Source organism: Bartonella sp. AA74HLJMH, from assembly GCF_042197045.1.
Taxonomy (GTDB): domain Bacteria; phylum Pseudomonadota; class Alphaproteobacteria; order Rhizobiales; family Rhizobiaceae; genus Bartonella.
The window spans coordinates 1-12,310 of record NZ_JBHIRJ010000015.1 but is presented as its reverse complement, the minus strand read 5'-3'; the positions used below and the strand labels follow the sequence as shown (position 1 = coordinate 12,310).

Sequence of the window (12,310 nt, the reverse complement as noted above, 5' to 3'; positions counted from 1 at the left end):
TAATATTTTATGTGCGTTTTATTCAGAAGCTACACCTTTATACATATGTGAAACAATTTTACGGTATGGAAGCTTCACTCACATTATTGTCCTTATTATTCTGTGCACTAAAATATGCTCGAGTATATTCCTCCATGTCGTTCTTCTATCACCACACTTCGTCTCTAAAAGAATAAACATACTATTATCCTCACAATAAATATTGCTAACTTTTCTACTCCCCTTCTCTAAATCTTTTAAAACAAGCCCATTACAGTTAGTTTTCTAATTAAAATATATAACGTGATATTTTTCCTGAGCAGTTAAATTATTGCAATCACATCTCTAAAGTTTCAGATTTAGAGTAAGAATACATAAAGGAGGATTTATCGTGGATAAATTGATTAATAAATGATTTTATTCATAATCAAAAAAACTTATCTATATGATGTCGTATTTGATGATGAATTAAAGAAACAGGAGTAGTTCCATCAATTGTTATAAACCGCTCATCTATTTCCGATAAAACTTTGTATACTTTGTAAATTTTTTCAATAAAAGAGAGTTTTTCTTCGTATTTTAAGTTTAAACCATCCCTTTTCTGCAACCGTTCCAGTATAGTAATGGGCGGTAAATGAAAATAAAATGTAATATGAGGTCTTGGAATAGATTGATTTAATTTAACGACACTTTCAACAGAAAGCTCTTGAGCATAAAAATAAGCAAGACTAGAATAAACATATCGATCGCTAATTAATAAATTTTGCGATGACATTAAGGAAGGTTCAATAATTTCAAGCGTATGTTTGCGTCTATTTGTCGCTGATAAGAGTGCTAAAAGCAACGGATCAATTGCTTTTCCATTATCTACATATCTCTAATTTATGGATTATTTCTATACTAAGAACTGTGTTAAAAGTTTGTATTATATGTTTTCTGTTGAGTAATGGCGAGCAATTTCTTTTGTTTGTGTTGTCTTTCCACTCCCATCAAACCCGCATAAGACAATAAAAGAACCAGAAAATTTCTTTGAAGACCACATGGAATTATAAACTTTTTATCAAGATACATTTTGTCTATATACTCTCCATAAGTTAAATTTTTTTGTCTAAAATCTTTTAATGTTCAATAAGGTGTTTTTTTACTCGTCTCTAAACAGAAAAACGCAATACTCCCGCATTTTGTATAACTTATTAACTTTATGATAAATGGCGGTATATAGGCTTAGTTTTAAGATAAGGTTATATTTTAGACAACTTAAAATGAGATTAAGTATTTGTAAAAAATATATTTTTTTGATCACACTCCATAACCTGCCATTTTTTAACGAATTCTAGTAGAGTTTCTGAGGATTACTCCTATAGCGTCGTGTAAATGTATAGAAATGAGTTCGATCTCAGTATATTATTGTCCCTAAGAGCTGGTACTGGATTGCGCTACATAGAAATCTAATGAAATCAGCTCTATCTTTTCTCAAACCACCGCTCACACTATAAGCATTTGATATTCAATTCCGTCAAAAAGCAGCAGAGCAATTATCGGAAAACATCGCTGAGATATTGAAATATGCCTAGCAAAAGCGTTTGAATCAAATGTTTCACTATATTTTTCGGTATATTCATAAACTGAAACTAAGAATATTATAATAAGCCCTCAAACAACGACGACGCCCAAATCAGCCGTAATAAAGCCTCCTAAAACTGAACCAATAATACCTTCTCTCTATAAAAAGACTACTATGTAAAGGTTTTAATACAATACCTTAGCGCTAATGCCATAAATGTTTCTGATAGATAACGAAGTTTATTGTCACAACAACATCTAACAACGGTCAATAGAAAAACCTAAACCTTGAGTATAAATGGAGGAAATCTTAAGAGTGCAAACACAGCCCTCCCAAAAACATAGCTATACTGATCATTCGAAGAAACTCCTCATTGGCAAAGCATCTCACAAGAGATACAGCAAAAACACCAACCGCCTCCGCTCTTAGTTTCTCCCAAATTAGCTATCACTATGATAAACGTTATCGTTCAAATCTGTATCATGCTTCTATCGAAAAAACTTGACATGCCTAACAACACATATATTAGCTTTTTGTAAAAATGTATAATGTATAGCATGTGTATTTAACATGGGGGGATAATGTGCATAAACAACTGATGTTTCGGTTTTATGGGCTTGTTGTCCTGCTGTATCTTTCTGATATGGTTCTATTCTTAAGTAATCTTTGGAATGCTTATCGCATAACATCCTCATCGGTTTTCCTGGGCGTAACCATGGCTTTGGGCACCCTTATGCCCTATCTTTTGAAAAAAAGCGGTCTTGTGCGCATTAAAGCCTCACTGCGGTTGGTCGATTTATACAAAAGGCGGATCATTATCTATAGCCTTCTTTTATTGATTGCTCTTTTCCATTACGCTGATTCCCCCTTTGGTTTTATCGCTGTCTCTATCTCTATCGGCTATCTCTCTTTGATTACCTTAAGCACACTCGAGACTTATAATACTAAACTAGCACTTAGTGGTTATATTAGCGCCCAAAAGTCTTCCCGCATTATACAAACAGTGGTGCAAATTGGCGCCTTTTTGGGAGCAGCACTAAGTGGTTATCTCTTAGAAGCGACCAGCCCTCGAGGGGCAGCAGCTGAAATCGGTTATAATGGTTTGATTGTGACACTTTGTGTGTTTGACATCATTATAAGCCTTATAGCCGGATATATCATCTTTTCTGATGAATATAATGCTACAGATACCACAGCACTTGCAACTGGTAAGAAGCCAGCACCTACACCGCAAGCGGATGAGCTCTCCCGTGAACTTAAACTTTTATGCGTCTGCATAGGACTTATTGGCTTTCATATTTGCGCTTATAATACGCTGGCAACCATTCTTTTTCAGAGTGTGAAAAATTTTGGCTCTGAATACTATGGGCTTTGCAGTGCGGTTGCGGGCATGGGCGCTTTTTTGGCTGCTTTTATCAAAATCCCTCGTTTTGAATTTATTCTCCCAGCCCTTATATTGAGCGTAGCTGATCTTATTTTTAGCACCACACAATCGCCCTATTTGGCTGTAGTCTTTTGCTTTTTTATTGGCTTTTCAATGAATGCCATGCGAATTAATGCCCGCAAACATACGATTGAAGCGACCAAAACAGAGGCTCAAGCAGAGCTGGTGGGAAGCTATAGCGGCATGCTTTATACTCTCTCCCAGTCGGCAGGTTATGTCATTCTTGGTCTTCTTACAAGCTCTGCCCTTATGGGTCCTCAAGCAGCTGTTTATCTTCTGCCCCTTATAGGGTTGATAATCTTTATTTATGTTCTTTTCCTTTTATTACAGCGGAACAAAGTATGAGAAAACCTATTCTTATTGTCGACCCTTTCTCCACGGGTGCCCTCTATGGCCCTGCTTTGCAAAAATTAGGCTATGCTTGTTATGGTCTTGTCTCTCAAGCAGCTCCTTTTTCACACTTTATGCTTTCTTATCAGGGAAAGGGCATGGCAGAAGCGAAGCTTCATAGTGTAGATGAGATAAAGAAACGCTTTCCTATCGGCACGATAGAGGCTGTAATAGCGGGTGCCGAAAGAGGTATCTATTGTGCAGAGCAATTGGCGGCTTATTATGGTTGTCTTGGGAATAACCCCTTGACTACCGATTGGCGACGGAAAAAAGCAGCGATGCAAAAACGTCTTTGTGAAAATGGTTTATCTTACATCCGATCAAAGATTCTTACAAAAAACGATTGTACTCTCGATGGTTTTGAAAGCCACAGCGGCTATGTGGTAAAGCCAAATGATTCTGCAGGGAGTGATGGTGTTTTGTTTTTCTCTAATCTTGAGGAAGTAGTAACGTGGGCCTCTGAAATCGACTGGAAGAAAAAAAATATTTTTAGCGCACCTAACGAGGCCTATTTGCTTCAAGAAAGATTGGAGGGAGAGGAATACATCGTCGATGCCGTTGTAAAGGGAGAGGCTATAAAAATATGTAGTTTGTCACGATATAAAAAAGGTATTCATAATGGAAGTACTTTTGTTTATGAAACGCTTGATGTACTTGATGCTCAAGATCCCTCTTATGCCCCTCTTATCTCTTATGCAAAACAATGCATTCGCGCACTGGGGATTGAATATGGACCTGCGCATATGGAAATCATGCAAACAGCTCGTGGTCCAGTAATGATCGAAGTAGGAGCCCGTCTCCACGGAGGAATTGCACCCACCTTGTTCGCGCATTGCTATGAAGATAATTTACTTGAAAGCTCCGTTAACCTTATTGCAGGCGTGTTTTCGCAAACCCCAAGTCGCTTTAAGAAAAAAGGGCGTATTATCTTCCTTATCAACGAGATCGACGGTCATATTATAAAAGATGTTAACGTATGGCGGCAAAAGCTTCATTCTTGGGAAAATGTGGTTCATTTTACGCTCTTTTTTAAAGAAAACGAGCCCCTCCCCCTAACCATCGATTTAAATACCTGCCCTGCCATTATAGCAATTTGGGGACACAGTGATGATGAATTATCAGCTTTGGAGAGGGTCATTCGTAGCAATTTCTTATAAAATACAACAATTGGGAGGAAAACATGGATTCAGCAGCGCAAATAATTGAAAATATAGACAAATATGAAAAATGGAAGCAGGTCGTTTTTAAAGAATTCGATGCAACCATGAATAACACAATTAGACCTTTTCCCTGCCTATTCGGTGTAAATGGATACTCAAAAAATATGCTTAGATTTGGGTTCTACAATAAGTTGACCGCAAAAAATATGATGGAAGACCTGATAACTTATTGCGATAACTATAAAAGTTTTGGAAAGAACACATCTTTTGTTGCATTCGAGAAGCCTGCCCCCGTACAAAGTATCGAAGTTTATAGAGAAAAATTCTGATCTATGCTTAAAAATTTGCGAGATTTTGACAACCGAGAATGACCTAAGTATATACAAAAAATATGTACAATCGTCTATGGGAGTTCTGCTTTCATGGCGAACCTATGTTTATAGTTTGCAATATCCCGTCTCATATAAACAGAATTAAGTAAGTTCTATATTTATGTTAACTTTCCAGCTTAAGTGTTTTTTCTAAGTCTTCTCTCTACAGAACAAAATGTATTCTCGTTGTAGGAAAAAGGCCTGAACCTTTTGATATTATCACAAAATCTCCTTTTTTAAGAAAATATAGCAAACTCCAAAATAGAGAATGGACGCAATATTTTCTGCAAGGCAACACTATTGAATCCCTACCTTGCTCATATCATCTAATGAAACACGATAATGACTAAGTTTTCTAAAATTAAATTAAATAAAAATATTTATGATATATTAAAAATGATACTGCCAAAACAAGGCTCGATAGAGATTCAAAGGGATTTTCCAAAAAATACATAGCACTCCGTATAATGCAGTGTGTATGTATAAAACTTCTCAGGATGATCGTGTTAATAGCAATGTTTAGGGGGGCCTTTTTGGGAAAGATTGTACAGAAATTATGAGTATCTCTAGGAGAAAAAACGCTGATTTTTAGAACAGAGAGAAACATTGATTATAACAGTTTATTAGGCTAAACGCAGAATATTCTCCTAATAATGGATGGTTAAATTATAACGGGATAGGTTTTTGATAATCATAAAGAAAAAGGTAGAGAGCGTGTTTCTTTTAGTTAAGAAAGAGTGTTGCTCATTTTTTTTCTAAAAGTAAGTAAATTCAAAGATAATTTTTTGTTCTTGTAGTGGTGAGAAAATAATTGTCGAAGTCAATGAAGGGGAGATTCCAATAGATTGTTACAAAGTTTAATAAAAGTTGGAATACTTAAAAATTCTTAGTTCCTATGATGATTTAAGAATACCAGATTAGGATACGGAGAATTCAAGAGCTCAAAACTTTGTGATAATATTGGTTTAGAATTACATCTTGTTCATTCAGACGAGATGAGCCAATTATTATATGTCACAGAGACATATGGGTGGAAAATTTTAAAAAAGCTTATCCAGAATCTGACTTAAAGGTTATTGGAACTTTAGTAGTAAGATTGGCTTGGTCTCATGTTTCTCAAAAATTAGCAACCAATCTTGTTGTGACTAGACTAAATTTGGAAGATCTGCTCACTGAGCGTTTTTATAATATTATGAAATGATAAAATATTAATATTTCTTCTTGTCCCAGACATGAAGCCGGTGCTATTTGTATTTATTATCCGTTGCACCATTGTCCGAAATATATTTTAAGTAGTTGTCACTTGAAATATGCCTTGGAAAATTATTTGGCAAGAGAGCGTACCTATATGTATTGGAAAGTAATTTCCTATTATTTGTCTCAATCTATGGGTACAACGTTGCCAAGTATAGAATTCATGCTGACAGATGACTTTCAAAAAATAAGTGCCTATAACGCATTTGAACTAAACTTTTATGAAAAACTGGAATTTAGTACCGAACCATATTCGACAATGGAGAAAATCATAAAATGGCTTGAGTCTCTGTTTAAGAGGGAGGAGGCTATTGCGTAATTCTGTTTTTCTTATGATTGTGATTGGTTGTTTGACGAGTTTTTGTGCTAGTGGTGTATTATCTATTGGCCTTTCTTTGTTACAATTCCAAGATACAACGGGAGAAGCGTCTGCTACTTTAAATGTCGTTAATTTAATCGCAATTGGAATTGCTGGCTTATGTTTGGGAAACGTGTTGGCGCACTATCAAGGCTTTATAATTGGGTTTTATAGTCAAATTACTTGCGCTTGTTTATTGTCTTTCTTATTATTTATGAACAATCCAGTACTTATTTTATTTGTATTTTTTTTACTTGCTCTCTTGATGGGGGCTGATAATCCAAATAACAATAGTGCCTTGAATCTGCTGGTTCCAGCTCCCAAACAAAAAGCTGGAATTTTTGCATTTTATACTAGTTGCTGTCAGTTTTTTGTTATTATATCCCCGTTGCTTATATATTTTATAATTGCGCATTTGGGGCACAAAATAGCCATAGCCTTTATTGTATTTATCTATCTTTTGAATGCCAGCTTATGGTTTCGTATAAAGTCTATACAACACCTAAACAGAGTAAAAGAGCTATTAAAAAAGCCATCTCAAAAGGCTTATGGAATTGGTTTTAGATGCCTTTGGCGGATTTCTGCGTTGCGGTTTTTAACGATTAATCGTATTTTGAATAATTCTCTCTATACGGGGCCTATTGTTTTATTGCCACTTGTTCTTGCTTCTATAACATCAGATAATATAAAATTTACAGCTATTCAAAATTCTATTTTTGCTTTGTCAGCACTGGGTTTTGTGATCAATGGTCTTATCTCATCTTATTATTTACGGAAATTTCCATCTTTAATTCGTTTTTTTGTATGGGGGGCACCGGCTTTTGCCGTGATCGCAATCTCTTTTGTTTTATATTTAAATTTTACTCAATATTCCCTTTATATTATGGGATTTTTATTAGGTATTGGGCAATTTTATTTTAGGGTATCGGGAATAACAATTGGACAAGCTATCACACCTAGTGAAAATTTAGCCGAGGTGATTTTGGCAGGCGATGCCAGTGTACGCATCATAACAGCTTTATTCTCTATTGTACTTTTATATGCAGGAAAATTTTTTTCATTTTCTATATTATACGTCCTGTGTGTATTTATAGGCTTTTGCGCCCCTTTATTTATTTTGCACGGACTATCTATTTACATACAAAGCTTAGAGATAAAAGAAAGCGCCTTATGAATGATGTTCAATTATTATATTACGTCAGCCTTTTTTTGATTATCGTATGGATAAAAATTTTGTACAAATATTCATGACATTAATTTTAAATGAGCACATTGCGTGAGAAAAGCTGAGGTGTTCGTTACCTCTCATGTGGATAAAACGCATTTAGCCCGTTAATCAACGAAATTGCAAATAGCACTATGATCACCATTAATTCTAAAAGCTCTACCAGAAGTTAGTGATAATGGCAAAAATCCTTCAATAATATTCGAAAAAATATTTTATGCTGCATCAGATAATCTAAAGAGGGAAAGGAGATAAAAATTATAAAACTTATGGAAATCCAACACAAATTTTTAGGGACACATAATGACAAACAAAAGCTATGCTTGAATGATCTCTTGGCTTCATCGGTTGAGTGACGGTGCATTTCTCCATTATGGTCGATTGATAGAGCTTTCCTGTTAAGTTTGAGCATACTGAACGTAACCACATGGTCAAGATTCCTCCTTCCAATGTGGCCAACTTTGATCATAAAGTAGATTCTCACCTGATGAAAATTGATTGCAGAAATGCAGCTTCGTGAATAAACAAGAAAAAAAAGTAAACATACGACCCATCAACTATTGGACAAGACATTGATTTATAATGATAATATATCGTTATTCATATTGAATTAAAGACCCGAATATCGTAAGGTTTCCTCATTTCAAATCTATGTATGTTGAATCAATTAAAATCACTTGTTTACACACCACAAGCAAGACTAGCATGTAGGTAAAAAACTATTAAGAAAAGACTAAAAATACCTCTCATGAATCGTCTTACGTACTAAGGGCTGTCGCAACATCCACGAGCTGGCAAAATGTGTGATGGTGCCGGCTTGCTCTTTCATAAACTTAAAGATGGCACTGCTCAATAGCTTTATCGTTATACCATTCACGGACATCGCCGTAAAATGGGCCTGGGTGCTCTTTGAGAGATGTTTCTTTTAAAAAACCGTGAATTGGCAAACCAATGGCGTTCTGTTTTACGTGAGGGGTGTTCCCTCATTCAAGAACGCAATAAAAAAAGCATGAATCAATGCATAATCTTCATTATTTAAAATATATTACTTGAGATCTTTAAAAGTCGTAAAGCAGAATTAAAAGGAGATGGGAAGTGTTTTCTATCCTTAAAACTTCATATTCTCTCTAAATTAGGCTATCTGCTCGTTTTAGAAATTACCCAAAGAGATATATAACACATTTGCTCCTATTTGGCATACAAAATCTGAAACAGCAGAGAAAGCACTCATCCGCCTTAATCCTTGTCTAAAACATGCTGCGGCATTAGATGTAGATGTTTATTTACAAGCAATAACAAAAGCGCAGACTTTGTTAGGGAAACAACGCCATAAAACACAAAACTTTCCAGAAATGGATTGGAGAGCCATCAGTCAAAGCTCCTTGTGCTCATTTTTGGAGATCGCACTCAAAAACAGTATCAGACAATGGTTACCAACTGGTTAAAAACGGTGTTCTCGCAATTCGTAAAACCAAATGATAAATATCACTGCCCTACATCAGCCGCTATAAAATACAAACAATTTAAAATTGAATTTACAGCAGAAAAAATGCTGTTTGTGTCCTGTAGAAATGCCAAAAACAGCGAAAACCGGAACACTTAAAGATAAAAATCTGAAAAAACAACTCTGTAGGTAGCCTTACAAGCACTGGACAAGATCAATGTCCCCATGGGAGAAATACAATAAAAAACAAAATTTGACTAACAAGTCCAAACAAACTTTCAATCTCTCGGAAGATCCAATTTCCTTGTCTCAAAAAATATTATAAACCCTTCTTTACCCTTCACGCAGTTGTAGAGCCCGCTCGTTAACAATGCTATACTATTAGATAGACACGAACTGCCCTGTTCACAAGCGATTGATGTTTCTTGTCTAAAGATTCCGCACTTCCTGTTTCCAAGTACAAATCTTTTCAGAAAAGAAGCAATAAAAGAAAAATTAAAGAGTTTTTATAGAGATCCGATCAACAAAAAATATCAAAAAATTTCGTACATTCTAGGATTTAAAGGTTATGTGATAAAATCTATATAAAGGTTTGTTTATCATCAATGGCGGAGAGAGAGGGAGCGTTATATTTATATAAAATCAATAAGTTATATAAAAGTTCGGGAGTTTTGATTCCGTTGATTATTTTAACTTATTTTATGTCTATCCCGAACCTTTTTGTAGCTTTTTGATTGCTTCTATTGCAAGGCGTTTTCTATCGGCTGTTTTGGTATAAAGAGATGCCATTTTATCTTCTGTCCAGCCAAAAAGCGCTTTCATTTGCGAAACTGTCGCACCAGCATTGGCTGCACGTGTTGCTGCTAATTTTCGCAATCCGTGCGCTGATTTTTTAATACCCGCCGCATTACATGCTTCACGAAAGAGGTTGCCAAAACTTTCTTTGACAAGCTTATTTCCACCTTTACCACAAATAAATGTTTCATTACCTATGGGACCAATTTTAAGGGTTTCCTCTAGTTCTGGTAAAATAGGAAGAAAAACATCTGTTTTAAATTGGCTCTTTTCTGTTTTGAGATAAATGATATTATCTTTGACGTCTTTCCAGCCGATACGAACGGCATCACCACGACGCAAGCCTGTATAAAGAAGAACATCAATCCAGACGCGTTCATGTGTACCATGTGACCAACGGTGATAATATTTGTCTATGTCCTCTTCTAGCCATGGCAGCAATCCCCCACTGTTTAAAGATTTTGGTGCTTTTATATTAAAGGCAGGATTTCTATTTAAAAGGGCATTATCAACCGCCCAATTAAAGAGACCGTTTAAAGAGGTCAAAAAATGTTTTGCCGCCGCGGGGGTCTCTCGCCTTCTGTCTACGGCTTCAAGAATGTGTTGTTTGTTTATGCTTTTATATGCACGATCACCGATATGTTTAGAAACATTATTCAGAATTCGATATTTAACTTTTTTAGTAGATTCTGATTGATTATGCCATTGCATGCTTTGTAAATACTGATGCAACAACCAATCGAAAGACCCTTCTGTGAGTCTGGTACGCCTCTTTGTTTTGGAGGAGCCATTTTGAGCTTGTTTAATAGCCAGCGTATAATTATCAACAAACTCTTGCGTTCCATAGGTTCCTTCAATCCGAAACCGTGGTCCATGACCAATACGTACATACCATATAACTTTACCATGGCGTGTACGTTCACGAACAAGATGCGGTGGACGGCGTTTTGGCATGGCTAAAACTTTATACCGTCGACAGAGGGGCAACTTTTGCTGGTCTCGTAGTCTTCTTGCTCGTTTTCAAGTGGTGGAAAATCGTCAATGCTATAAGTATTATCTGTCGTTGTTGGTGTTATGGTTTTATTGATATGAATTAATAATTCCCCTGTAGGTTTGATTTCTATGAGTTCACATCCTTGTTTTTTAGCTTCTCTTAAAGCACGAGCAATAGCTGGTTGCGTGATAGTAGGTGGGCGGTGTGGCATGTTTATTCCCCTTCATTGAGATGTAATTCCCCCGTGGCGTGAATCACGCTGGTGTTTAAAAGTTGGTTTTTCGGTGTTAGAAACGGCTTATAGAGATACTATAAGATTAGTAGTTCGTTATTTTCTCATCTGGTTTTTCTCTAGTTGAGATTCTTCTATCGTCATCAATCCAGTCGTTCCAACATACACATGCATCACCGTAAATTTTTGCATGACCGTAAATATGCGCATCACCGTAAACTTGCGCATTGCCGTAAACACGCGCCCTATCGTAAATGTATGCCTCTTCGTAAACTTGTGCATTGCCATAAACTTCTGCATTATCAAAAACGTTCGGTTCACCGCAAATATATGCATCACCGTAAACTTCTGCATGACCATAAATGCATGGTTCATCGAAAACTTCTGCTTTGCCATAAATACGAGAATTGTCGTAAACCTCGGCATAACCGTAAACATGTGCATTTTCGTAAACCTTAGCATCATCATAAACCTTGGCATAACCCCCAACCCAGCAATTGCCATCATGACTTAGATTGTCTTCTTTCTCGATATAGCCGCCAAGATCACCTTTCTTGACGTCCCCCAAATCTCTCAATGCACGAATGCGGCGGAGCGTTTTGCCATCAACCTCAGTTGTTTCATCAGTCAGTTCATATTTATTTTCCATGGTTTATTTCCTTGATTTGCGTACAATCCACCCGTAGCGTGAAGCACGCATGTGTTGAAAGTGTTAGGAAAGGGTGGGGGTGCTGGGAGGAGAGAGCACCCCCATAGGTTTAAGCAGCTTTTGCCAAAATCTTTTCCATCTCTTGTTCTATTTCCCCTAAAAAGATTTCGACAGCTTTATTAATCTCTTCAATGTATTGCTCATCACGGTTGATGCGTTTGATTTTCATTCTCAAACCAGTAGATCTGCCTACAAAGTTTGGATTATAGCTCATGAAATCACACCATTTGCGTCCAGTGCATGCCATTTGGAATTGCACCTGTGCGATATATTCAGGCTTGATTTCGTCATAAATAAAAAAACGAAGATGGTTTGTTGATTGTGGACATTTGACTTCGATTAAACCGTCCTCTCCAATGAACCCATCAGGACTTGCACCAGCCATTTTCAT

12 protein-coding genes and 1 pseudogene are annotated in these 12,310 nt (G+C 36.3%); 8 read left to right on the top strand and 5 right to left on the bottom strand.

The features are described from left to right. Positions 1 to 406 precede the first annotated feature (406 nt). Positions 407 to 823 (bottom strand): dTMP kinase, encoded by a 417-nt coding sequence (gene tmk / locus ACFINH_RS07415; protein ID WP_375632540.1) that lies wholly within the window; start codon positions 821 to 823, stop codon positions 407 to 409. 1,093 nt (positions 824 to 1,916) lie between these two features. On the opposite strand from tmk, the gene ACFINH_RS07410 reads away from it, so the two are divergent. The 8 genes and pseudogenes from ACFINH_RS07410 to ACFINH_RS07375 all read left to right on the top strand — a co-directional run. Then, positions 1,917 to 2,048, top strand: coding sequence for a hypothetical protein (locus ACFINH_RS07410; protein WP_375632539.1), 132 nt, complete (start codon positions 1,917 to 1,919; stop codon positions 2,046 to 2,048). Positions 2,049 to 2,141: 93 nt separating this feature from the next. Continuing rightward, entirely contained in the window at positions 2,142 to 3,332 is a 1,191-nt protein-coding gene (locus ACFINH_RS07405; RefSeq protein WP_375632547.1) for a hypothetical protein, read from the top strand. Next, positions 3,329 to 4,534, top strand: a complete 1,206-nt coding sequence (locus tag ACFINH_RS07400) for an ATP-grasp domain-containing protein (RefSeq protein ID WP_375632538.1) — start codon at positions 3,329 to 3,331, stop codon at positions 4,532 to 4,534. The genes ACFINH_RS07405 and ACFINH_RS07400 overlap by 4 nt, the downstream gene beginning before the upstream one ends. Positions 4,535 to 4,557: 23 nt before the next feature. Continuing rightward, positions 4,558 to 4,866, top strand: a complete 309-nt coding sequence (locus ACFINH_RS07395; RefSeq protein WP_375632537.1) for a YqcI/YcgG family protein — start codon at positions 4,558 to 4,560, stop codon at positions 4,864 to 4,866. A gap of 62 nt (positions 4,867 to 4,928) precedes the next feature. Continuing rightward, positions 4,929 to 5,018, top strand: coding sequence for a YqcI/YcgG family protein (locus ACFINH_RS07390; RefSeq protein WP_375612870.1), 90 nt, complete (start codon positions 4,929 to 4,931; stop codon positions 5,016 to 5,018). Between the two features lie 920 nt (positions 5,019 to 5,938). Further along, entirely contained in the window at positions 5,939 to 6,109 is a 171-nt protein-coding gene (locus ACFINH_RS07385; protein ID WP_375632536.1) for a hypothetical protein, read from the top strand. A 364-nt stretch (positions 6,110 to 6,473) separates the two neighbouring features. Then, positions 6,474 to 7,694: an MFS transporter gene (locus tag ACFINH_RS07380; protein ID WP_375632535.1), complete on the top strand. Its 1,221-nt coding sequence runs from the start codon at positions 6,474 to 6,476 to the stop codon at positions 7,692 to 7,694. An 850-nt stretch (positions 7,695 to 8,544) separates the two neighbouring features. Next, positions 8,545 to 9,115: pseudogene (locus tag ACFINH_RS07375) on the top strand (integrase); the annotation flags it as partial. Between the two features lie 779 nt (positions 9,116 to 9,894). Here the strand turns inward: ACFINH_RS07375 and ACFINH_RS07370 are convergent. From ACFINH_RS07370 to ACFINH_RS07355, 4 genes are all read right to left on the bottom strand, one after another. Continuing rightward, on the bottom strand, positions 9,895 to 10,938 hold the full coding sequence (locus ACFINH_RS07370) for a tyrosine-type recombinase/integrase (protein WP_375632534.1): 1,044 nt from the start codon (positions 10,936 to 10,938) through the stop codon (positions 9,895 to 9,897). 2 nt (positions 10,939 to 10,940) lie between these two features. After that, positions 10,941 to 11,189, bottom strand: a complete 249-nt coding sequence (locus ACFINH_RS07365) for a hypothetical protein (protein ID WP_015857131.1) — start codon at positions 11,187 to 11,189, stop codon at positions 10,941 to 10,943. 106 nt (positions 11,190 to 11,295) lie between these two features. Beyond that, on the bottom strand, positions 11,296 to 11,859 hold the full coding sequence (locus ACFINH_RS07360) for a hypothetical protein (RefSeq protein WP_375632533.1): 564 nt from the start codon (positions 11,857 to 11,859) through the stop codon (positions 11,296 to 11,298). A gap of 109 nt (positions 11,860 to 11,968) precedes the next feature. Continuing rightward, a partial coding sequence (locus tag ACFINH_RS07355) for a lambda exonuclease family protein (protein ID WP_375632532.1) occupies positions 11,969 to 12,310 on the bottom strand: 342 nt, incomplete at its 5' end.

What these genes read in the sequence shown, in the direction of transcription:
- ACFINH_RS07405 (WP_375632547.1), top strand. Translation starts at nt 2,142, where the DNA reads ATGTTTCGGTTTTATGGGCTTGTTGTCCTGCTGTATCTTTCTGATATG.
- ACFINH_RS07390 (WP_375612870.1), top strand. Translation starts at nt 4,929, where the DNA reads ATGTACAATCGTCTATGGGAGTTCTGCTTTCATGGCGAACCTATGTTT.
- ACFINH_RS07400 (WP_375632538.1), top strand. Translation starts at nt 3,329, where the DNA reads ATGAGAAAACCTATTCTTATTGTCGACCCTTTCTCCACGGGTGCCCTC.
- ACFINH_RS07370 (WP_375632534.1), bottom strand. Translation starts at nt 10,938, where the DNA reads ATGCCAAAACGCCGTCCACCGCATCTTGTTCGTGAACGTACACGCCAT.
- ACFINH_RS07395 (WP_375632537.1), top strand. Translation starts at nt 4,558, where the DNA reads ATGGATTCAGCAGCGCAAATAATTGAAAATATAGACAAATATGAAAAA.
- ACFINH_RS07360 (WP_375632533.1), bottom strand. Translation starts at nt 11,859, where the DNA reads ATGGAAAATAAATATGAACTGACTGATGAAACAACTGAGGTTGATGGC.
- ACFINH_RS07365 (WP_015857131.1), bottom strand. Translation starts at nt 11,189, where the DNA reads ATGCCACACCGCCCACCTACTATCACGCAACCAGCTATTGCTCGTGCT.